Raw genomic sequence first — 22,769 nt, 5'->3', positions numbered from 1 at the left:
ATGCACTACGTAATGATAGGGAATTCCATAGCAAGCACCGCCTGCATCGAGGCTATCAGGACCATTGATACGGAGGGACCGATCACTGTAATCGGAGAGGAGAACCACCCGTGCTACAGCCGGCCCCTGATCTCCTACTTATTGCAGGGAAAGACCGATGAAGCCCGTTTGGCCTATCGCGCCGCCGCCTTTTATGAAGAGAACTCGGTGACGGTACTGCAGGGTATTCGTGCAACAAGCATCGACAAGGAGAAGAAGACTGTTCTTCTCGATTCCGAAGCAGTCCTTGCCTATGACAAACTGCTCTTGGCAACCGGCTCTTCTCCTTTCATCCCCCCGATCAAAGGACTGGAGGAGGTGAAGAACTGCTTCACCTTCCTCGCCCTTGATGAAGCCAAGCGCCTGCAGGCTCATTTGAGAAAAGAGAGCCGCGTCCTCATTCTGGGTGCAGGACTCATCGGCCTTAAATGTGCCGAGGCAATCATTGACAAGGTGCATTCGGTCAGTGTGGTGGATCTCGCACCGAGGGTTCTGATGAGTGTGCTCGATGATGCTGCCTCCGAGCAGGTTCGAAAACACCTCCAAGAGCAGGGTCTTCGCTTCTTTTTGGGCGACAGCATCCGTGAATGCACCGCCAACGAAGCCTTGCTGCAAAGCGGCAGCGTCATTGGTTTCGACTTGTTGGTCATCGCCGTGGGAGTCAAGCCGAACATCCAACTGGCCAAAGAAGCAGGCCTCGATGTCAATCGCGGCATTCTCGTAGACGAGGGGGGAAGAACCAGCGATGCAGATGTCTTTGCTGCAGGCGACTGCACCGAAGGGCCTGAGATGATAAGCGGCCAAAAGGCGGTGCTTGCCCTGCTTCCCAATGCATACCTCCAAGGAGAGACTGCCGGAACCAATATGGCCGGAGGCGAAGCTTCCTTTGACAGGGCCGTCGCCATGAATGCCCTTTCACTTATGGGTCTGCACCTTATCACCGTAGGACGGTACGAGGGAACGTCCCACTTGATTGCCTGCCAGGAAGGATACAAGCGCTTGTTCGTCAAGGACAATCATCTGGTCGGGTGCATCTTGATAGGGGAAGCATGCAAGAGAGCCGGTATCTACACGGCGATGATCCGCAATAGAGTCGAACTTGATTCACTCGATTTCACCCTTATTTGCGAGGAGCCTCTCTTGATGGCTTTCGCAAAGAATGTACGGCAACTGCACTTGGGAGGGCCAGTATGACAACCATACCTGCAGGCTTCATGGAGTACGAAGCCTTGAACAAGGCCATCAGAGACACGGATGATGACCAGATAACAATCGAAAGGGCGACCGGGCAGCGGTATATCGGCTCGGCCCTCGCTGACAAGCAGCTGTTCATCAATGGAACGGCCGGCAACGCCCTGGGATGCTTTCTGGATGGGGGGACGATCACCGTTCATGGGAATGGCCAGGATGCCACCGGCGATACCATGAATGATGGTAAAATCATCATCCATGGCAGTTGTGGTGATGGAACGGGCTATGCGATGCGCGGAGGTGCCATCTACATCCGCGACAGCTCGGGCTATCGTTCGGGCATCCATATGAAAGCGTACCAGGAGAAACAACCGCTTCTGATCATCGGCGACAGGGCGGGAAGCTTCCTGGGAGAATATCAGGCAGGGGGAACGATTATTGTACTGGGACGTAACCAGGAGGGAAAACCTCCGGTAGGATATTTCTGCGGAACGGGTATGCACGGTGGAATAATGTATCTTCGCTGTGATACACTTCCGGTGAGCCTGCCCAAGCAGGTTTCCGCCCGAGATGCGGTGGACGGCGACAAGGAAGTGCTGAGCGAACTTCTGGATGAGTATTGCGCGATTTTTTCCTTTGACAAGCAGCAGCTGCTTGCGTCCCACTTTTTTATACTGCAGGCGAACTCTGCGACACCTTATAGGATGTTATACACCCATGTTTGAGAGAGGGAGGTTACAAATGACCAATACCCATAGCGAAGTGATGACCTTCATCAAGGAACAGGATGTACGCTTCGTGCGCCTTGTGTTCTGTGACATCTTTGGTCAGATCAAGAATATTTCCATTTCCGCCGATGAATTGGACCGGGCTTTTACCAGTGGCATCTCCTTCGATGCATCGGCTGTAAAGGGATTTTTGCAGGTGGATGAGAGTGACCTGCTGCTCTTTCCCGACGCCTCCACCCTCTCTATTCTCCCTTGGAGACCGGCCCAGGGCCGGGTTGTACGCTTCTTCTGCTCCATCAAGCGCCCCGATGGAACTCCTTTCGAGGGGGATGGAAGGTCCCTGCTTGCAGAGACGGTGCAGAAAGCCGCCCTCCAGGGCTACCAGTTTGGAGTCGGGCCTGAGTGCGAGTTCTATCTGTTCAAGCTGGACGACGAGGGGCATCCTTCGTTCCAACCGATGGACAGGGGCTCCTACCTGGATGTGGCACCTCTGGACAAGGGGGAGAACGTCAGGCGTGAAATCTGTTTGACCCTCGAGCAGATGGGCTTTTATACCGAACGAAGCCACCATGAATCAGGTCCGGGCCAGCATGAGATCGACTTCAAGTACGGCTCGCCCTTGGAGGCGGCGGACAACTTCATCACTTTCAAGTCGGTGGTAAAAACCATCGCCGACCGAAGCGGGTTGTTTGCCTCGTTCATGCCCAAACCACTCGCCCAAGAGAGCGGCAGCGGACTGCATATCAATCTCTCCATCACTCAGGAAGGAAAGCAAAGCAGGGTCCTTGAGCAGCAGATGACCGCCGGCATCCTGAACCGCATCAATGAGATTTCCCTGTTCCTCAATCCTCTGGTCAACTCATATGAGAGGCTGGGCTGCTTTGAGGCTCCACGCTATATCGGCTGGGGTAGGGCGAACCGCTCACTGCTGATCAGGCTTCCCCAATCAAGTCCTGAATATCGGAGAATCGAGGTCCGCTCGGCTGACCCTGCCTGCAATCCCTATCTGGCCATCACGTTGCTGCTCAATGCGGCGTTGGAAGGGATTCAGAACCATATGGTTCCTTCTGAGGAGTATGTGGGTTCGGCTTATCAGAAACAGAGTGGAAAAACACTGCCGGAGACGCTGTTCGATGCCATCGAACTGGCAAAGAACAGCGAGTTTGTCTCTTCGATTGTTCCCAAGCGACTGCTCGAGTATTTCTTGGAGGCCAAGCTCGCCGACTGGCGTGCTTACGAGGATGCCGGCGACAAAAACCTTGCCAGCCGCTTCCCCTTCTTCTTGACTACCTAGGGGGTTCAGTGATGCGCGTACTGGTGGTTTCGCCGACCGAAAAGGGATGTGAATCCCTGTGTAATCTCATCGTAGAACATGAGAGACGGGTCGACATCACCAAATGCCAGAGTGCATCCCAGGCGAGGCGCATCATTCTTGACTCTGAATTGGACTTGGTCATAGTCAATGCACCCCTGCTCGATGAGTCGGGTGAAGAGCTTGCCGTCATGGTAACGCAGCAGAGTCTCGCCACCTCGATTCTGGTGGTGAAAGCCGAGTATTTTGAACAGGAACAATCGCTGTACTGCGACCAAGGAATTCTGGTGGTTTCCAAACCGGTCATCCGCCAGATGTTTTTCCAAGCCCTGAGCCTGGGCATGTCAATGCGAAAACGAATCTCTGCGATGCATAACGAGAACGAGAAGCTTCATCGCAAGATTGAAGAGATCAAGCTCATCGACCGCGCCAAATGGGCTTTGATCGAGAACTTGGGAATGGATGAGAATCAGGCGCACCGCCACATTGAGAAGCAGGCGATGGATCTGCGCAAGAGCAGATATGATGTCGCTTCCCTGATTTTGAAAACGTATCAGATGTAAGAGAGTATGAGGAGAGAGCATATGGCCAAACATGTTTTTGTGACTGGCGGGGTCGTTTCGGGCCTTGGCAAGGGAATAACGGCAGCATCCTTAGGAAGGCTGCTCAAGGCAAGGGGACTGAAAATCGCGGCGCAGAAACTCGATCCCTATATGAATATCGACCCGGGAACGATGAGTCCCTACCAGCACGGGGAGGTGTTCGTCACCGAGGACGGGTCGGAGACCGACCTCGATTTGGGACACTACGAGCGGTTCATCGATGAGGATTTGAACAAGTTCTCCAACCTGACCAGCGGCAGGGTGTACTGGAATGTCTTGACCAAGGAGCGCAGCGGTGCATACCTGGGCTCTACGGTGCAGATCATTCCGCACGTAACCGGTGAGATCAAGGACGCCATCTACTCATTGGCCAAGAAGACAGAGGCCGATGTGGTGATAACCGAGATCGGAGGAACCACCGGTGACATCGAAAGCCAACCGTTTTTGGAGGCGATCAGGCAGATCGGCCACGAAGTCGGACGTACGAACTGCCTCTTCATCCACGTTACCTTGGTTCCCTTCCTTAAGAGCAGCGCCGAGCACAAGAGCAAGCCCACCCAGCATTCGGTCAAGGAACTTATGGCTTCCGGTATTTTCCCCGATATCATCGTCACCCGCTCCGATGAGCCGTTGGAGCAGAGCATCAAGGACAAAATCGCCCTCTTTTGCAATGTGAAGCGTGACTGTGTCATCGAAAACAAGACAGTTCCGGTTCTCTATGAAGCTCCTCTCATGCTCCATGACGAGCAGTTGGACACCATTGTCTGCAGGGAACTCAACCTCACCACCAAAGAGCCCGACCTGATTGAATGGGAAGCTATGCTTACTACCATCAAAGCAGCAAAAAACCACGTGAGAATTGCTTTGGTCGGCAAATACATCCAACTGCATGACGCCTACCTTTCAGTTATGGAAGCACTCAAGCACGCCTCGTGGGCCTTGGGCTCCCAGGTACATATCGACTGGATCGACAGTGAGCTGGTCAACGAAAACTCGGCACATGACCTCCTTGCAAAGGCCGATGGCATCCTGGTTCCCGGAGGATTCGGAGACCGCGGCATCGAGGGCAAAATTCTTGCCGCCCGCTATGCCAGGGAGCATAAGATTCCCTATTTGGGTATTTGTCTAGGTATGCAGATTGCGGTCATTGAATATGCACGCAGCATCCTGGGGTATAGAGATGCACACTCCAGCGAGTTCAATCCCGCCTCCACCCATCCGGTCATCGCCCTGATGCCCGACCAACGCGGAAACATCCCCAAAGGGGGAACGATGAGGCTGGGAACATATCCCTGCGTGATTTCCGATGATACCAACCTAAGCAAAGCCTACCACAGCGAGCGGATCATCGCTGAGCGTCACCGCCACCGCTATGAGTTCAACAACGACTTCCGCCAAAGCCTGACCGACAAGGGCCTGGTCATCAGCGGTACAAGCCCGGATGGTACACTGGTGGAGGCGGTGGAACTGAGAGACCATCCGTTCTTCGTTGGTGTGCAGTATCATCCGGAATTCAAGAGCCGACCGAACAGGCCGCATCCGCTTTTCAGTCTTTTCATTGCTTCTTCACTGGGCCTTACGAGTTGACAGTTTTGCCGCTCTGCTGTAGGTTTGTGTATGCAAATCCAGGGGCCATAGCTCATCTGGTAGAGCGACTGGTTCGCAATCAGTAGGTGGAGGGTTCGAGTCCCTTTGGCTCCAGAGAACACCCGTTTTCCAATCAGGAAGACGGGTGTCCTTGTATGGTGCTACTTTCTACTCATTAAGCTCACGAAGTCCTGTATGACTTGCAATGCATCCGCATCGTCCCACGTATGGGAAAGCGCTGCAATACGCACACCAAAGGCATCCCCCACGCTTCTGGTGATCCGGATGCACCAATCGTTGGTGGAACCCCAAACCGCAGGCTAGAGTGCATTAAAAACATCGTCTGAGGCAGGCTCGGGCATCTCATCGATGTCACCTGTAGCTACCTGGATGGTTAAGGGAATCTCAACATACAGCAAGCGGAGAAACACAATACAATCATATGATTTTGATCATAGGCCGTTACTCTATTTCAACAAATGTTTTAGTACTTGTTTTATGAAGCTTTTGCTGCAAACGTCATCAAGCATAATAAAACCCTCCGCCCTGGAGGGTTCCTTGGCTACTCAGGGTTGTTTCCTTCGGTTATTCCCCTTCTTCGCCACCACAACCTCATCGTACCACTGAAGGGAGGACCCGTCAATTTTTTCTTTCTGTCGGGTATGCTTTGTTCTTGACAATAGTGTGTGTCATACATTATTGTTGAATTATGAAAGAAGACCCGATTCTCACCAATCTGATCACCGAACTGAAGCGAGGAACGCTGACATTGTGTGTACTGAGTCAGCTCACAGAGCCCCAGTATGGGTATTCGTTGTTGCAGGTGCTCTGTGACAAGCAGATTGCCATCGAGGCAAATACGCTTTACCCGTTGCTTCGCCGGCTGGAAAGCCAAGGCCTTCTGCAAAGCAGCTGGGACACCAGCGAAGCCAGACCGAGGAAATTCTACGCATTGAGCGACAAGGGAAGGTCCTTGCTCAGCGACCTCGCCGCCGCGTGGAGGGAGCAGACTTCACAAATCGCCACACTACTTGAGGAGGAATCACATGCATGATCTCATTGTACGATATGTAGAGGAAACAGTACGGCATCTTCCTGTCAAAGAGAGGGAAGACGTAGCGTTGGAACTTGAAGCGAATATTCAGGATATGCTTGCAGGCGATGACTCAACAGGGAAAATCGAAGAAACACTGCTCGCTCTCGGCTCTCCTGCAACCCTTGCAAGGCAGTATCGGGGCAAGGAACGCTATCTCATCGGTCCTGAAACTTTCGATCTGTACCTTATGGTCCTTAAGATTGTAAGCCTGGTGGTCGCTCTGGTCACCATGGTCATCACCTTTGTCTCGCTGTTCTTCGCCTCCGAGCCAACCTCCATCGGAGTAATGATATCCAAGGTGCTGGCATCGGTATTCTCTGGCCTTTCAGGAGCATTCCTCTGGGTCACGATCACCTTTGCCATCATGTCTTACTATCAGGTCAATACTGAATTGGAGGAGTGGAACCTCAAAGCCCTGCACTCCCTTGAACAAGCGCCCACTCGGCGCATCAAGAAGAGCGACAGCATCGGTGACATGGTAGGTCTCTCCATTTTCTTCGTGCTCTTGATCGTGTTGTACAGCCGATCGGATCTTATCGCCATCTATCGCAAGGGAGCAGGCCCCATTCCCCTTTTCGTCTCTTCCGCTCTCAAGCCCTATATCATCGGTTGGATGATCACCACAATCCTGACATTCTGCGTTGCGGTAATCAAGTTCGCCAAAAAAGTCTGGAGCACGCAGCTGTTCGTCATCAGTGCAGTGGCAGACCTCTTGGGACTATGCTACTTCATCTTCCTGAGTACCAGATGGCATATCTACAACCCCGACTTCCTGGCCTTCTTTTCCGGCAACATCAATCAATGGCAGATCATCGTCAAGGCTGCATGCGTCGTGCTGCTGATCCTCACCCTGATCAGCCTCGGCGATGATGCCTATACCGTCTTCAGGCGAACGAGACCGAACGAATCTGGGAAAGCACCTGTTCGGTGATCTGACGAGACTCCTGGATGAATGGATTGTCATCCAAGCTGCCAAGGACGGCATCACGCTCGGCAAGGTTTCGATAGGTGCTCTCGCGGAAGCGATTGTTGAAATCCTTCTCCTTGGTCTTGAACACCTGATTCTCTATATGCAGCCGAATCCTTACAACTTCCTCTACCAAGTCCTCCCACTGCCCGCTGTTGACCTGCTTCGTGCCCAGGGCTTGGTAGAGCGTAGCCAGCGCATGAATTGCCCGATCCTCTTCATAGCTTGCAAACCAAGTCTCGTAGATTTGGTGAACCTCATCCCAACTGGTGACGACCTTGGCTTTCAAGTCGGCTTTCAATGTCTCCACCCGGCTTGCAGGAACAAGCTGGCCGCCTACATTCAACCAATCCTCACGCCGGATCGACTCTTTTTCCTGGAAAGAGGCGATGCTTTGCCCTGTGGCGAGACAGTACGCCGAAAGAGTCTTCACCCCGTAGTACAGCAACATCTCCTGATAGGCTTGATACGCTTCCACCACCTTTAGGATTTCCACCGGTTCATTGCTGTTCTCAAGACCCCAGGCATAGACATGAAGCGAGCTTACTTCAGAGGCTTTGTTCAGTATCAACTCCTTTCCCATACGAATCAGGTTCTTCTGTTCCTCGTTGGAGGCATGGGCCCTGTTGAAATTCTGGGCCACCCAAAGGCAGAGCAGATCGCACGCATGGAAGATCTCATTGACCGTATCGGGTGCCAGATACTCGGTTTCGATGTGCTGGCGGATGACCTTGCGCTTGTCCCGCTTGCGGTACTTGTAACTGTTTCTCTCCAAGGCATAGAGGTTGTACATCCACCAGTAGGCCGGCATCACGACGCGGCGGCTCTCCTTGGTGTCGGCACTGAGCAGGCTGAATGGAAGCGCAATATTCAGCTCATGAGGATAGTTTCCCTTGGTTATCAGGACATAACTTGCAAATTTGCAGTCGTACTTGAGGGTACTGGAAAGAGCCGGCCAGAAGCCCCTGCCGGCAACCATCTCCCCGTCGTTTCCCCTGCTGTTGTGGTTCGAGCCGATGTTTGCCCCGGCGGCCATGTTCGACTGCCCCATAATCAGGCTGGCAATGAGGAAGGAGTTGTTGTGGTGCTGTTCATGGCCGGAGAACACCAGATTGCTCAAGAGCTCGCAGCAACTGACCGTCGAGTTGTCCCCAAGGAAGGAGTGGATCAAGCGCGCTCCATACTTGAGGTTGCAGTTATCCCCCATGATGAAGCGGATCGCCTTGCAACCGTAGAAGATGCGGGACCCTGAACCGATGATTCCGTTCACCAACTCTACGCCCTCTCCGATTTGTACCGGTTCGGCAAGTGTGGAGCGCAGCATCAAATTCTTCAGTTTATTCGCACCTTTTATATAGGAACCGGGGCCGATCCAGACATCCTTGATGGTATCGCAGGACTTGACGACCGACTGCTCCCCCACATACCCGTAATATCCGCGGCGATTGTCCATCGTTTTCTCGGTAAGCTCTTCGAATGTGCGCATCAGAGCCTGGTCGTCACGGTAGGTACCCCACAAAAAAGCATCGGAAGGAAGAATGCCATCGAAGGGGCGGATGGTCCTGCCTCCCGCCTCATTCATGATATCGATGGTGATGCGCACATCCTCATCCTCGCCTTCCTTGAGAATGCCGCTGCCGAACTTGGCATGGTTGGTGGTCTGCATCTCCCCGATGCGGTAGAGAATGACATGATGGTCGATGATGTAGTGGCTGAGGTAGGCACAATCGAGAATGGCGCAATGGTCGCCGATATCGCAACTGACGATGCGGCTGTTGGCAATACCGACCGGCACACTGAAATCATGAAAGCTTACAATGCTCTTATCCATTTTCCCGATACGGATCAGGCCGTAGAACTCGCTGTTGCGAATCAACGAAGGGTCGAAGGGGTCGGTAACCAGGACATCGTTCCAGCACGGTGAGGAGTTGAGGTTCTCCTCCAAGCTCTTGATTTCTGTTTTGGTCAGCTTCCGATATGAAGAGCTGAGGCGCTTGTTTTGTCGGTCTCTGATGTAGTACTCATCCTTTCCTGCGGGAAGAAAGGGAGCCGTAATGAAATCGTAGCCGAACCGTGTTTGGTCGAGGGTGATTACTTTGTCATTCATTGCATAAGTATAGCAACACCTATGCTCCTGCACAAGAAATCAAGGCCAGCCGACGTTGAAAAAAGTCGGTCCGGCATGACAGGATTTTTCGTGTATGCAAGACTTATTCATACATAACATATTTGATTTCTCCTTGTAAACCATGAAAATACGCTTCCACCGGCTGGAAGGTGCAGCACCAAAGGATGCATACTGTATGCAAAAATCACTGCTGGTTCCCTGCAAGCGACTTGCGCGCTGAAGCTGGATATACTACGATGTGTCCACTATGGCTGACTATGACTTGTCTCCGAGGATGAAACGGCTGGTCGCCCTGATAAACAAGGTCGCAATTAGCGATCCTGAAGGGCTGACTCCCAAACGCATCGAGGAGCTGAACGATATATCGATTCCCAACAATATCCTGATCCGCAAACTTCTTGGCAAGAGTGCGAGAAACATTGCGACCAAAACCTTCATCATCCCCGTCACCGATGGGATGGTCACAGGATATTTCTTTGAACGACAAGGCTCGAGGGGCATCAGCGACCTGACCCCCCTGATCATCTTCTACCACGGCGGGGGCTGGGTCTGGGGTAACATGGACCTGTACAACTTCCTCTGCGCACATCTGGCCGACATAACCGGGGCGGCAGTGCTCTCGGTCGATTACCGCCTGGCCCCCAAATACAAGTTCCCCACCGCAGTGGAGGACTGTTATGACACGCTGCTATGGGCTGCATCGGGATGCAGATACTGGAAAACCGATCCCGACCGCATCTATCTGGTGGGCGACAGCGCCGGAGGGAACCTTGCCGCAGTGGTAAGCCGATTGGCGCGCGACCGCAAAGGTCCGGCCATCGCAGGCCAAGTCCTTCTCTATCCGGTCACCGACGGGCGCATGCGCACCCAGAGCTACGAAAAGTACAAGGATTCTCCGACGCTGACCGACAAGCAGATGGCCTTCTTCATCAACAACTACCAGCGCGAACCGAAGGACATTCTCAATCCCAGCTTCTCTCCTCTTCTGGGCAAGGACCACAGCAGGCTTCCCCAGACACTGATCATCGGAGCCGAGTTCGACCCCTTGCACGATGACGGCATGCTCTATGCCGATGCCCTCGCTTCGGCGGACACCCCGGTCAAATACCTGGAGGTCAAGAAAACCGTTCACGGTTTCATAAACTATCCCAAGGCGACAGGAACAGAGGAGACCGAGTGCGCGATCATCCAGTTCATCGGAGGAAGGCCGGTCGAACAGGTAGCCTTGATCAGCCGTAAAGAATGGGCACGCTCACAGAACCGTGAACTGAAGAAAATTAAGAAGCAGAGTAAACATTATATGGATGTACAGATAGGTTAGATTAACGCCTTAGGAAACCGAACAGCTTTGAACGAGAGAGCTCTTTCTCCCCTTCGCCTAAAAGGTGAGGTTTTGCCATCTCCCTAAAGCAGGCGAGAATGAGTGGAAGAAGGGCTTGGGCAAGCGAAGCATGGCTCTCCTTGTCCATATGAAGCTGGTCGATGGGACTGCTCGAAGCCACCGTTGCAGCATCGAAGAAATGTACATGCTGCTGTTCTGCCATTACCCTGATGGGATCGGCAAGACGCTTGCTGAGTGCGGCAGAGCTCTTGTCGAATGAGGCAAAGATGGAAGATTCAATGTCGTCTCCGATATGAATCGGGGAGATGACCAGAACCTGGGGAATGGGATATCCAGGACCATAGGGATGGTTTCTTACCATGGCAACCAATTTTTCCAGACCCTTGGCGATGATGCGTTCATTGGCATTGTTGAGGCTCTTGCAGTCATTGGTACCCAGACTGAGTATGACCAGGTCCAAAGGACGATGACTTTGCAGGGAGACCGGAAGGTATTCCAACCCATTGCGTTTGGGTTCCAGGGGGTCGTCAAAGACCGTGGTCCGGCCGCCAAGGCCCTCCTCGATGATGCGGTACGAAGGACCAAGCATGGCAGACAGAAGGCCCGTCCAGCGCTGATCGATGTCCCACCTTCCCCCGCCGGGGTTGGTGCCGAAGGTATTGGAATCACCATAACAGAGAATAGTATTCATGTTCAGAGTGTAGCAAGAGACGGCTTTTAGCAGAAGTAGGTTGGGTACAATTCCCTGATCGCCTGCTCATCGATCTTGTAACGGGAAAGGTGTTTCTCCATCAGCTGCTGTGCCAATTCGGCATCCCGGTCGTTCAATGCCTGAACAATCGCTTGGTGGTCGCCCACTATCTTGATGTCCTTTACCGCACTCAGGCTCATACTGCGCACCCGGTCGAAATGGATGGTAAGGCCCTCCATCATCCACCCGTAGCACTGTACTTTGTCGGCAAGTAAAAACAGCAATGCATGAAACTGATTGTCCAGCTCAAGTAATTTCTCAGGCTTGGCATGTTCCACATAGAAGTTCTGCAGCCGAAGATTCTCCTCCAAGGAGGACAGGTCGGCTCTCGTCTCGTTCATACAGATAAGCTTGACGACTTCACGCTCAAGAACCAAGCGAAGGAAGCGCGATTCCTCCACCATCCCGTAGTCGATGAGATTGATGCGGCTTCCCTTCTGCGGCATGATCTGAACGATTCCCACCCGGCTCAATTCGATCAGGGCTTCCCGCACAGGAGTGCGTGAGATACCCAGCTGGGCTGCTATCTCGTTCTCGCTGACCATACTCCCCGGAGCAAGATCCAAAGAGATTATGTTCTCCTTGAGTACACGCAAGGCATATTCTGCAGCTGTTTCCTTTGGTTGTTTTGTTTCAATAATCATGAGTCCACCTACGATGAGGGTGCCCATACGGACACCCTCAACACAATGGGAATCATTACTGGATGGCAAGCATCTTGTCGATGAAACTGTTCCAGCCTTCACCCTTCGCACGATACTCGGCGAGCATCGGGCTGCAGGCTTCAACCCACTTTGCACGGTCGGCGGGAACATGGATGGCAACACCCTCGGCTCTCATCTTCTCCAAGGAGGCCTTCTGGTCCTCATCATCGATGACGGCCTGATAAGCGGCTGCTTCATCGGCTGCCTCGCGCACCACTGCCTGCAGGTCGGAAGGCAGGGAGTTGAACCACTTCTCGTTGAAGAAGTAGTACGTGCAGGCGATGATGTGGTCGGTGATGGTCAGGTTCTTGGCAACATCCTGGAACTTCATCGAGTTGATCATGCTCGGGGAGGCTTCCATCCCATCGACGACACCGGTCTGCAGAGCGGTATAGATCTCGTTCCAGTCCATCGTGGTTCCGGCAGCACCAAGGTGCTTGAACATGCTGATGTAGACGGCATTGGGGCCGCGCATCTTCATGTTTGCCAGATCCTCAAGCTTGGTTACAGGCTTTTTGGTCAGCATATGCCGTGAACCCTGGCTCTGTCCGGCAAGAGCGATGAAACCATAGGGCTGCACCAGCTTGCTTACTTCACCTTCCAGACCCTTGAGCACTCTGCGATAGTGGTCGTTGTCCTTGAAGATGTACGGGAACTCGAACATCATCAGCTGAGGAACCCAAGTGCCGGGACCGGTACCGGGTGCTGCTACGACCATCTCCAACGACCCGGTGCGGGCCATTTCGACCTGCTCGGCCTGGTTGCCAAGCTCAGATCCATAGTTTGCGGTAGCGACGATGCGTCCACCACTCTTTTCGTTGATCAATTCAACAAACTTCGTCAATCCACGACCGATCGTACCGGTACCTGCGAGGTTGGTGGAAGCTCTGAGCTTGTACGTCTGTGCAGCCCCCTCCTTCGTACCTTGTGCGACCAACGTCGTGCCGACTAGGAGCACCAGTGCGAGCACCAAAATCATGCTTTTCTTCATATCGAATCCTCCTACGTATTCTCTACCCGAAAACTTCGGGTCACGTGACTCGTTCATGCGTTGAAATCGCGACCCAAGCTAATCTTGGAAGTCGAAAAATTCTCAACGCTCCTGCCCTTGGTATGGAACCGGGGCATGCTCTGGACCAACCCTTCCTTGGTATAGAAGGGATCTGAAGGTTCAAGGGGAAGGTCGACCGGCCGCTGTTGTACTGCAGACTTGTAGACTGCATGAATCAACTCTATGGTCTGCCTTCCGGTATTTCCATCGAGGGCCAGTGCTTCCTTGCCCTCGATGGCGAGAAGGAAGTTCAACAGCTGTGCCGGATGGCCTTCCAATGCAAGATTTCCCAGCTCCTCATACCGCCTGTGGATCTGCTGCTCGAGCTCCTTGTTCGGCTCGGGAAAGCCGTTGGGCAGGCTGTTGTAGGCGGAAACGCTGAACGGAATGGTTACGCTTGCCTTCTCTCCGTTTATGACAATGGCCTGCTTCTCCCCGTGTGAAACCAGCGAGGAGGTGAAGTTGATTACCTTGTCCTCATAGGTGAAGACGGCGAAACCAATATCCTCGCACTCGCTGTTTGTATGGTTTACATTACCGATGAACGCCTGCACCCGCTTTGGCATGCCGAAAAGCATCTGCATCAGGTCCAAATAGTGGACCGAATGGCTGGTGAACACACCACCTGCTTCCTGTTCCCACGTTCCACGCCACCATAGGTCGTAATACACGCCGCCGCGCCACCACAGCGAATCAAAGGAGGCATGGACCACCTTGCCCAGAAGCCCTTCATCCATAATACGCTTGACGTTGGCGAGCTGGGTCTTCCAACGGTTCTGGCTGACCACACATAAGAGCCTGTTGTTTTCTTTGGCTGCTGCAATCATATGGTCGCACTCTTCCAAGCTGCCTGCCATCGGCTTCTCCACAATGACATGCTTTTTACCCGCAAGAGCCTGGATCGCCACCGATGCGTGCAGATTAGGCGGCAGGCAGATGCTGATCGCATCCAAAGCTCCTTCGGTGAGCATGGTCTGGATATCGGCATAGGCCTTGGCGTTGAGATTCTTTTCGGTAATCAAGGACTGGGCCTTCTCGACATAGGTATCGCAGACAGCCGCGACCTCGCACATAGACCCGAACTGAAGAAAACCATCGATATGAACTGCGGCGATTGCTCCCGCTCCTACTATTCCAATACGAATCATACAACCTCCTGGGAAATCCTGGTCGCCATGTTCTGGGCGGTGATGGCCAGCTCCATGACATGCAGTGTGTACTCTTGGGAAATCGCAAACTCGGTACCATCAAGGCAGTCACGAATGAAGCGACCGAAGAACGGGAAGCCTACCGTATTGTTCGCATCGAAGCTGAACTCACCCTTCCCATTGGCCATGTACACGGTGTTGGGTATATCCGCCCGAGCCAGGTCCACATACTTTCTCAGCTCGATATGTCCTTCGGTACCCAATATGATGGTTCTTCCATCGCCCCAGGCGCGCAGCCCGTCGGGGGTGAACCAATCAACACGGAAGTAGCCGGTGCTTCCATTATCGCAAAGCAGGGATGCATCACCAAAGTCCTCGAACCCGGGATAGTCGGCATTGTTGTAGTTTGCAACCTTGCTTGCCAGAACCCGGGCATGCTTTGCATTACCGTAGTGGAGAATCTGGTCGATCTGATGACTTCCGATATCAGTGAGGATGCCACCGAAGCGCTGCTTATCAAAAAACCATGCAGGCCGGCTGTTCTTACTCAACCTATGAGGGCCCAAAACGATGGTTTGCACCACCTTTCCGATGGATCCTTCTGCAATGAGGTTGTCGGCATAGCTTGCAGCCTCAACATGCAACCGCTCGCTGAAATAGATGCCAAAGCGCTTGCCACTGAGCTCTACAGCCGAACGGACTGCTTCCAATTGACTGAGGTCGGTCATCGCCGGCTTGTCCGAGAAGGCATGCTTGCCCGCCATCAAGGCCTTGGTGATGATGCCGCTCCGATCGGACGGGATGGCGGCTGTCGCCACCAAATCGACAGCGGGATTTTCATAGATTGCTGCGTCGCTGCTTACCACCTTCGCCGTAGGGAAGGCCTTGATAAAGGCTGCAAGCCGATTCTGGTCAGGATCCCATACATGAGTGACCATCGCACCTGCTTCCACCAGACCGTTGCACATGCCATAAATGTGACCATGGTCGAGCCCGATCACCCCGATGGTGAACTCTCCGGGATTGCAAACCAGGCGGGATTTTCCTACTGGAGCATACATCTGCCCATCTTTTCGTTGCATTGCACCCTCCATCCTAGATAATCATTTTCGGAAGCACAGTAACGATAGGGGGAATGAAGAAACTCAGAAGTATCACTACCAACACGGTTCCAATAAAGGGAATCAGGGGTTTGACCGCTTTATCGATGGGTAGGTTCGCCACACCGCAGGAGACAAAGAGGAACGACCCGACCGGCGGGGTGATCGCCCCGACCTGCATCAGGATGACCATGACCACCCCGTAGTGGATGGCATCAAAGCCGAACGAGTTGCCGATTGCAAGCACGGTAGGGGCAAGCATGGCGATCAGGACGGTGGGATCGAGGAACATGCCGAGAATGAAGATGACCACCATGAGGAACAAGGTTCCAGCTACAGGACTACCGATGGTATTCACCACAAAACTCATGACCTCGTTCTGGAAGCGCATGCGCACCAACACGTTGGAAAGAGCTGCAGCCGCGGCAATGGTAATCATAACAATGGCGGTGGTGTGGCCGCTGGAAATGAGAATCTCGGGCATATCCTTGATTTTCAGTTTCTTCGAAATCCAGAATCCGTAGATCAAGCCGTAGCCGATGGCGATGACGCCCGCCTCTGTTGCCGTCACGATACCGGTTACAATACCCACAATGATGATGATGGGCATCAGCAAGGCACCGATGGAGCCATAGAGCGAATGAATCAATTTTTTTAGAGAGAATGGTCGGGTGGGAATATTATACTTGCGCTTTGCGTAGACATAGCGATTCACACCCATCTGCAGCAAGGCGATCAAGACACCCGGGACGATGCCACCCAAAAAGAGGCGGCTTACCGGAATCTCAGTATAGTAGGAGTAGAGGATCATGGCGATGCTGGGGGGAATAATGGGACTGAGCATGGACGATCCTGCGGTAACAGCCACCGCATAGTCCTTGTCATAGCCCTGTTTCTCCATCGCAGGAATCAGCATCCCGCCGATGGCCGAGGCATCGGCGATGCCCGAGCCCTGAATGCCGCCGAAGAACATGGAAGCAAGAATGTTCACATGGCCCAGTCCTCCCTTGAACTGACCGACCAAGGAGTCGGAAAGGTCGATGATCTTGTCGGTGATATCGGCCTTGGCCATGATGTTTCCTGCGATAATGAAGAAGGGAATGGCCATCAGGGAGAACGAATTCACCCCGCCAAACATTTTAATAACCAACAGATTAAGCGGAAGGTCCATTCCTACCATGAATACGACAGAGGTGAGAAGCAATGCCAGGTAGACGGGAAGACCGGTGAAAATTAAAACGAGCAATACTGCGAAAACCCAAAATACTTGCCACATACTACTTCTGCTCCCCTTTCTTGGTGATCAAAACACGCTGTTTATACGATTTGCCCCAGACCATGCGATATCCATACTCGAAGAGGCACAACAGTGAGCCGACGGGAATCGCCGCATAGAACCAGGCCATGGAGATATGGATGTTCTGAAGCAAACTTGTTACGTTGGTGCTGGTGTAGCGAACGCCCTGATAAGCGATGATGATGAAGACCCCTATCGCCGATACATCCAGAGCCCGTTCGACAAGACTGCGGATCCTGGTCGAGCGAATCTTGTTCAGAAAGAGATCCACGGCAAAATGGCTGTTCTCCCTGATTCCAAGGGACACTCCCAGGAAAATCACCCAGATGGAGCAGAGGCGGACAATTTCATCACCCCAGGCAAAAGGCCTGAACGAGATGAAGGTGAAGTATCGCAAAGCCACCTGCAATAGACATAAAACTACCGTAAACGCTGTGATCGAGATCATGAGTGTAGCCCGGATTTTGTTCACCCATGTATAGATAAGACTCGCCATGTTGTTCCTCACTTGCCTGTTACGTTCTCTGAATCTTATGAAAATAAATACATAGTACACTGATATAGTATCACTTGTATTCTAGTATGTCAAATAAGTATTTTTTTATTCATTTTTGGTAAGTGTTTAACATATATTGTTTTACAAAATACAATTGGAACAATCAAAGTTTCATAAAATCTCCACTGAGAAGGTAAGACCTGCAGTGACTAGTAATTGGATAGTCCTTGAATAGCAAGAAGGCCAGTGATCGGGAACTATCACTGGCCCAAGGGAGATGTGTTGCAGACATCGTAGAAACACCGGGTGCAATATTGATTGCAACAATTCAGAGGAGAACACCCAACATCGATGTAGAATAGCTAGCAGAAACTCTGGTGGGTTTGAAGTGAAGACTTCCCAATCGTGGTACTTCTGTCTTCCTCTTCATCATATCCCTTCCTGGCTACAGCATACGCTGTAATATCCGATATTGTCAATAGAACTACTTTTATACCATTATCTTATATAAATTTATCGATTTCACATAGCACGATATTATTACTTTTCTTTAAGAAAGAATTACCTCTGTCAGAACAATTTATGAAAATTTTGGAAATTTTACAGGTTTTTACAAACCTAATAAATATAAGCTATCAGCTATGTCACATCCGTTCATTCACTCTTTTTTTATCTACATATTGACGAAACAGATGTCCGGCATTATAGTTGTGTTTGGCAATTATTGCCACAATTAAACATTTGGAGATTTGTATGATCGACCTATGCGCCATCCGAAAGTTACAGACTTCCCTGCGCAACTTTGAAGACCAACTTAAAGAGCAGACCGGACTTTCATTCAATGATGCACTGCTCTTGTGTGCAGTAAACAAAGGAATCTTCGAACCCAGCGCCCTGGCCAAGGAACTGGAACTCTCCCCATCCCGCCTCACCCGTATTCTGGACAGCCTGGAAACCAGGAATCTCATCAAACGGACGCTGAGCAGCATGGACCGAAGGAGCCTTACCGTTTCGCTGACTGAAACGGGAAGGGAGATGGTCAAAACCTACAGCTGTTCCGAACTTCATATACCCGAAGAACTTTTATTCACACAAGCCACCACCTAGGAGGACTTATGGCAAAATATCTCATTGTTGGAGGAGTCGCAGGAGGAGCAGGTACTGCCGCCAGACTCAGAAGAAGGGACGAAAACGCCCAAATCATCATGTTTGAACGCGGACGGTACATCAGCTACGCAAACTGCGGACTCCCCTACTATGCAGGCAATGTCATCACCGAGCGTTCACGTCTGTTTGTCATGACGCCCGAACGCTTCATGGAGTCCTTGAATGTTGAGGCGAGGGTGCAAAGTGAAGTGATCTCGATCAACCGAGAGGCAAAGACCATCCGCGTCAGGGACCTGAGGAACAACAGCGAATATGACGAACGGTATGACACCCTCATCCTCTCCCCGGGAGCCAGTCCGGTACGTCCCCCAATCCCCGGAATCGAGCACAAGGCCATCTATTCGCTGCGCTCCGTCTCCGACATCGACAGCATCAAGGAGAAAATCGACAGCCCTGCAACAAAGCGTGCAGTAGTGGTAGGCGGCGGCTTCATCGGACTGGAGATGGCCGAGAACCTGAAGGAACGAGGACTCGAGGTGAGCGTAGTGGAGGCCCTCGAGCAGGTGATGAACATCATCGACTACGACCTGGCGGCCGAAGTGCAGCAACACCTGAGGGCGAAGGGAGTGAATCTCTATCTCAAGGATGGGGTTTCAGCCTTCGAGGACCATGACAGCATCGTCAGCGTCCGTCTCTCCTCGGGTACTCTCATCGATGCAGACATTGTCATCCTCTCCATCGGCGTTCGTCCCGACACAGCTTTTCTGAAAGATTCGGGCATCGAGTTGGCCAAGAATGGCGCGATCAAGGTGGATGCGTATTTCACCACCAACGACAAGGACATCAAGGCGGTAGGTGATGCCATTGAGTTCGCCAGCCCTTTGACCAAGCTTGCTTGCACCGTGCCCTTGGCGGGTCCTGCGAACAAGCAGGCACGGCTGTGCGCCGATGCCATCATCGACGGCAACAAGCGCCCGTATGAGGGCACGATCGCCACAAGCATCGCCAAAATCTTCGACATGACGGTAGCCTCCACCGGCCTTACCGAAAAGGGCCTCAAGGCAGCCGGCCTTCCCTATCGGATGGCGGTCACCCATGCAGGCAACCATGCCGGATACTACCCCAACAGCCGCCAACTCACCCTCAAGATTCTCTATCATCCGGAAAGCGGCAGGCTTTGGGGCGGCCAAGCTGTCGGCTACGACGGCGTGGACAAGCGGATCGACGTCATCAGCGCCTTCATCGGAAAGGAAGGCACCGTGTACGACCTGGCCGAGTTCGAGCAGGCCTACGCTCCACCCTTCTCCAGTGCCAAGGACCCGGTGAACATGGTCGGTTTCATTGCCGCCAACACCCTGGAAGGCTTCAGCGATACAATCAGCTGGGAGGAGGCTGAACAGCAACGCAAGAATGGGGCCTTCATGCTCGATGTCCGTTCGGAGGAGGAGTATGAACTGGGTGCAATTGAAGGATCTGTCAACATTCCGAATACGGTTTTGAGACAGAAGCTTCTCATGGTTCCCACCGACCGGTTGGTGATCGTCTATTGCGCCATCGGCCTCAGGGGCTACCTCGCCGAAAGGGTGCTCAAGCAGAACGGTTATACAAACGTACGCAACCTCACCGGCGGCTACAAGACCTATGAGAGCGCTGTTCGTGAACGGTACCTGTTGGAAAACAAGGATAAGATTTCAGTCAAGAGAGAGGGTGGAACCATCAACCACCTGCATGAGGACGGGTCGTTCCGCAAGAGAACCGAGAACAAGATTTTCACCGTCGATGCCTGCGGACTGCAATGCCCGGGTCCGATCATCCGTCTCAAGCGGGAGATTGACAACCTTGAGGAAGGGGACAGGATTGTCATCAAGGCCTCCGACCCCGGCTTCGGCGTCGATGTCCAGGCGTGGTGCAAACTCACCGGCAACGAGCTGATAACCGTCAAGACCACCGACGGCATCATCGAGGCAGTGGTTGGCAAGGGAAACGCCAGTGTCTGCAGCATGCCCGACTCAGTGGGAGAGAAGCCTGCGATCTGCGACTCCGACAACGGTGCTACCATGATCGTCTTCTCCAACGACCTGGACAAGGCACTTGCTTCATTCGTCCTGGCCAACGGAGCCGCTGCATCCGGAAAACCGGTGACGATGTTCTTCACTTTCTGGGGATTGTCGGTGCTTCGCAAAAAGGATGCACCCAAAGTGAAGAAGGACTTCATGGGAACAATGTTTGGAGCCATGCTGCCCAAGGGTATGGACAAGCTCGCCCTCTCGTCCATGAACATGGGAGGGATGGGGGCGGCGATGATGAAGGGCCGCATGAAGAAGAAGCATGTCGACCAAGTACAGCAGATGTATGAGGAAGCACGCAGGAGCGGAGTTCGCATGGTGGCCTGCCAGATGTCCATGGACATCATGGGCATCAAGGCCGAAGAGCTGCTTGACGGCGTTGAGATCGGAGGCGTTGCAACCTATATGGGAGCCGCCAGCGAGAGCAAGATCAATCTGTTCATCTAGGTCCGGTTCTAATAGTGGGGTGGCCTCTGGTTTTCAACCATGCCATCCCGATCTTCCTCGGCCAAGTCGGTCACCCGTTTCTCCAACTTTTCCAGACGGGCTGTCAAGAGTGCGATCTCCTTGGCCTGGTCAGTTACGATTTGGTCGAGAGTCACTATCGTCTCTTCTGCATAAGCTAGTTTCATCTCAAGTTTCGTAAGCCGTTCATCCATTGTAGTCGCTCCTTGTCTGTACCTGTATCCTAGCACGGGTGAGCACGCTCGACAACTCGCCCGATTGTTGCGGATGCTTTCCCGATTTGTGCATTTTCTACTTGCCAGATGGCCTTTGCGTGGTATACTGACATGTATTTTGTTGCAGAATGGTGCAGATAAGAGGAATTGTATGAAAGGTGAACGCGTTGCGCAACTGGAACTGTTGCTGCACTCCCATCCGGAAGGACTCAGGAGGGCGGAAATAGCACGTCGATTGGGAGTCCATCGCTCTACCATCAGCAGATATGTGGATGAACTGAAACAATACATTGACATCTACGAGGAAAACAGCCTCATCAAGATCAAGAACCGCGATGAGGATGAAAGCATCGCCCTCAGCGTCTATGAGAGCCTGGCCTTCAACCTCTCTGCCGAAATGCTTGCAAACAGCACCGAGTTTCAGAACCCCCACCTCGCTTCAGGCTTGAGAAAAATCGCCATGAACATGCGCTCCTATGCACCGAAGATCAGCGAGAATGTCATCGGCCTTGCCGAGCAGATCGACAAGCAGCTGCAGGAGAAGAAGGAGAGCAGCAAGTTCAATGCAATCCTGGAAGTGCTCATCGACAGCTGGGTGTCAGGACGCATCGTACGCATCGTACAGAGCCTTAAAGGGTTCGACCCGATCGAGACCGAACTGGCCCCCTACTTCATCGGATTTCGGGAGGAAGACACCGGCGGCAGACACCCTATCAGTGTTACCGGTCGCCTGCGGCACACCACCGAAATTGTCACCATCGACATCAGCACCATCACCAGTGCCACCATTCTCAACGAGACCTATACGATTCCCGACAACCTCAAACCCTTCAAGTTCCCCGAGAGTGAGGAGCGCTATGAGAGCATCGACATGATTCCCTTGAGTCTGCGGCTCAAGGAACGATCGGCGATGAATGTCTTTCGGTCGGTAGTGCATGGAACCCCGGTCTTTGAGAAACAGAGTGATGGAACACTCATCTGCAACATGGATGTCGAGAACTCCATCGAGTTGTACCTGCGCATCATCCAATGCGGTGATTCAGTTGAAATTCTGGGTCCTGAGAGCTTCAGAAAGAAGTTTTGCAGAATGCTGAACAAGATCCTGGCTTTGTACCAATAATATTTTTCTTGCCGCTCGGCATGAATATCGCTATGCTTCAGATGTAGGAGGAAACGACAATGAAAGAGTATGAATGCGATCTTTGCGGGTATGTATATGACCCGACAGTAGGTGATCCCGACAACGGAATCAAACCCGGAACAGCCTTTGAAGACCTTCCAGAAGATTGGGTATGCCCTCTCTGCGGAGCTCCTAAGTCTGACTTCTCACCGCGCGACTGACAAAGGTCGCGGTTCACAAGACGGGGATGGCACGGC

General features: G+C 52.6%; 21 protein-coding genes and 1 tRNA gene. 13 read left to right on the top strand and 9 right to left on the bottom strand.

The genetic code is table 11. The annotated features are described in order from the left end of the window. The 8 genes from MUG09_RS00540 (at position 1) to MUG09_RS00505 (ending at position 7,486) form a co-directional block, all read left to right on the top strand. Positions 1 to 1,233, top strand: coding sequence for an NAD(P)/FAD-dependent oxidoreductase (locus MUG09_RS00540; RefSeq protein ID WP_244772632.1), 1,233 nt, complete (start codon positions 1 to 3; stop codon positions 1,231 to 1,233). Further along, positions 1,230 to 1,955 (top strand): GltB/FmdC/FwdC-like GXGXG domain-containing protein, encoded by a 726-nt coding sequence (locus MUG09_RS00535; RefSeq protein ID WP_244772631.1) that lies wholly within the window; start codon positions 1,230 to 1,232, stop codon positions 1,953 to 1,955. The genes MUG09_RS00540 and MUG09_RS00535 overlap by 4 nt, the downstream gene beginning before the upstream one ends. Positions 1,956 to 1,971: 16 nt before the next feature. After that, the gene (locus MUG09_RS00530; RefSeq protein ID WP_244772630.1) at positions 1,972 to 3,252 is read left to right on the top strand and encodes a glutamine synthetase family protein; all 1,281 of its coding nucleotides are present in this window, start codon (positions 1,972 to 1,974) and stop codon (positions 3,250 to 3,252) included. An 11-nt stretch (positions 3,253 to 3,263) separates the two neighbouring features. Then, positions 3,264 to 3,833, top strand: coding sequence for an ANTAR domain-containing response regulator (locus MUG09_RS00525; protein WP_244772629.1), 570 nt, complete (start codon positions 3,264 to 3,266; stop codon positions 3,831 to 3,833). A 21-nt stretch (positions 3,834 to 3,854) separates the two neighbouring features. Further along, the gene (locus tag MUG09_RS00520; RefSeq protein WP_244772628.1) at positions 3,855 to 5,459 is read left to right on the top strand and encodes a CTP synthase; all 1,605 of its coding nucleotides are present in this window, start codon (positions 3,855 to 3,857) and stop codon (positions 5,457 to 5,459) included. Positions 5,460 to 5,500: 41 nt separating this feature from the next. After that, positions 5,501 to 5,573 (top strand) — tRNA-Ala (locus MUG09_RS00515). A gap of 595 nt (positions 5,574 to 6,168) precedes the next feature. Beyond that, complete coding sequence (locus MUG09_RS00510) at positions 6,169 to 6,513, top strand: PadR family transcriptional regulator (RefSeq protein ID WP_244772627.1); 345 nt, start codon at positions 6,169 to 6,171, stop codon at positions 6,511 to 6,513. Next, positions 6,506 to 7,486 (top strand): HAAS signaling domain-containing protein, encoded by a 981-nt coding sequence (locus MUG09_RS00505; protein WP_244772626.1) that lies wholly within the window; start codon positions 6,506 to 6,508, stop codon positions 7,484 to 7,486. The genes MUG09_RS00510 and MUG09_RS00505 overlap by 8 nt, the downstream gene beginning before the upstream one ends. On the opposite strand, the gene MUG09_RS00500 is transcribed toward MUG09_RS00505, so the two are convergent. Then, positions 7,440 to 9,629 carry a DUF4954 family protein gene (locus MUG09_RS00500; RefSeq protein WP_244772625.1) on the bottom strand — a complete coding sequence of 730 codons (2,190 nt, stop codon included), beginning with the start codon at positions 9,627 to 9,629 and terminating at the stop codon, positions 7,440 to 7,442. The genes MUG09_RS00505 and MUG09_RS00500 overlap by 47 nt on opposite strands. 268 nt (positions 9,630 to 9,897) lie before the next feature. On the opposite strand from MUG09_RS00500, the gene MUG09_RS00495 reads away from it, so the two are divergent. Continuing rightward, positions 9,898 to 10,971, top strand: coding sequence for an alpha/beta hydrolase (locus tag MUG09_RS00495; RefSeq protein WP_244772624.1), 1,074 nt, complete (start codon positions 9,898 to 9,900; stop codon positions 10,969 to 10,971). Position 10,972: 1 nt separating this feature from the next. Here the strand turns inward: MUG09_RS00495 and MUG09_RS00490 are convergent, their stop codons facing one another. The 7 genes from MUG09_RS00490 to MUG09_RS00460 are packed head-to-tail and all read right to left on the bottom strand — an operon-like array spanning position 10,973 to position 17,539. Further along, positions 10,973 to 11,683: an SGNH/GDSL hydrolase family protein gene (locus MUG09_RS00490; RefSeq protein WP_244772623.1), complete on the bottom strand. Its 711-nt coding sequence runs from the start codon at positions 11,681 to 11,683 to the stop codon at positions 10,973 to 10,975. A 26-nt stretch (positions 11,684 to 11,709) separates the two neighbouring features. Further along, positions 11,710 to 12,387 (bottom strand): GntR family transcriptional regulator, encoded by a 678-nt coding sequence (locus MUG09_RS00485; RefSeq protein WP_244772622.1) that lies wholly within the window; start codon positions 12,385 to 12,387, stop codon positions 11,710 to 11,712. 55 nt (positions 12,388 to 12,442) lie between these two features. Beyond that, a complete protein-coding gene (locus tag MUG09_RS00480; RefSeq protein ID WP_244772621.1) occupies positions 12,443 to 13,438 on the bottom strand; it encodes a TRAP transporter substrate-binding protein in 996 nt (331 codons plus the stop codon). Positions 13,439 to 13,491: 53 nt separating this feature from the next. After that, positions 13,492 to 14,646, bottom strand: a complete 1,155-nt coding sequence (locus MUG09_RS00475) for a Gfo/Idh/MocA family protein (RefSeq protein WP_244772620.1) — start codon at positions 14,644 to 14,646, stop codon at positions 13,492 to 13,494. Continuing rightward, positions 14,643 to 15,728, bottom strand: coding sequence for a Gfo/Idh/MocA family protein (locus MUG09_RS00470; protein WP_244772619.1), 1,086 nt, complete (start codon positions 15,726 to 15,728; stop codon positions 14,643 to 14,645). The genes MUG09_RS00475 and MUG09_RS00470 overlap by 4 nt, the downstream gene beginning before the upstream one ends. Before the next feature lie 13 nt (positions 15,729 to 15,741). Further along, complete coding sequence (locus MUG09_RS00465; protein ID WP_244772618.1) at positions 15,742 to 17,022, bottom strand: TRAP transporter large permease; 1,281 nt, start codon at positions 17,020 to 17,022, stop codon at positions 15,742 to 15,744. 1 nt (position 17,023) lies between these two features. After that, positions 17,024 to 17,539, bottom strand: coding sequence for a TRAP transporter small permease (locus MUG09_RS00460; RefSeq protein ID WP_244772617.1), 516 nt, complete (start codon positions 17,537 to 17,539; stop codon positions 17,024 to 17,026). Positions 17,540 to 18,292: 753 nt separating this feature from the next. On the opposite strand from MUG09_RS00460, the gene MUG09_RS00455 reads away from it, so the two are divergent. Together MUG09_RS00455 and MUG09_RS00450 are read left to right on the top strand one after the other, a co-directional pair. Continuing rightward, complete coding sequence (locus tag MUG09_RS00455; RefSeq protein ID WP_244772616.1) at positions 18,293 to 18,646, top strand: MarR family winged helix-turn-helix transcriptional regulator; 354 nt, start codon at positions 18,293 to 18,295, stop codon at positions 18,644 to 18,646. An 8-nt stretch (positions 18,647 to 18,654) separates the two neighbouring features. Next, positions 18,655 to 21,159, top strand: a complete 2,505-nt coding sequence (locus MUG09_RS00450; RefSeq protein WP_244772615.1) for an FAD-dependent oxidoreductase — start codon at positions 18,655 to 18,657, stop codon at positions 21,157 to 21,159. 8 nt (positions 21,160 to 21,167) lie between these two features. Here the strand turns inward: MUG09_RS00450 and MUG09_RS00445 are convergent, their stop codons facing one another. Next, on the bottom strand, positions 21,168 to 21,371 hold the full coding sequence (locus MUG09_RS00445) for a SlyX family protein (protein WP_244772614.1): 204 nt from the start codon (positions 21,369 to 21,371) through the stop codon (positions 21,168 to 21,170). Between the two features lie 172 nt (positions 21,372 to 21,543). Here MUG09_RS00445 and MUG09_RS00440 point away from each other — a divergent pair, with 172 nt between their 5' ends. Both MUG09_RS00440 and rd read left to right on the top strand, forming a co-directional pair. After that, positions 21,544 to 22,512 (top strand): helix-turn-helix transcriptional regulator, encoded by a 969-nt coding sequence (locus MUG09_RS00440; RefSeq protein ID WP_244772613.1) that lies wholly within the window; start codon positions 21,544 to 21,546, stop codon positions 22,510 to 22,512. A gap of 59 nt (positions 22,513 to 22,571) precedes the next feature. Further along, entirely contained in the window at positions 22,572 to 22,733 is a 162-nt protein-coding gene (rd, locus tag MUG09_RS00435; protein WP_013605781.1) for a rubredoxin, read from the top strand. Positions 22,734 to 22,769 lie beyond the last annotated feature (36 nt).

Source organism: Sphaerochaeta associata (assembly GCF_022869165.1).
Classification (GTDB): Bacteria; Spirochaetota; Spirochaetia; order Sphaerochaetales; family Sphaerochaetaceae; genus Sphaerochaeta; species Sphaerochaeta associata.
The sequence above is the reverse complement of the archived record's forward strand: the minus strand, read 5'-3'. Positions and strand labels throughout refer to the sequence as shown.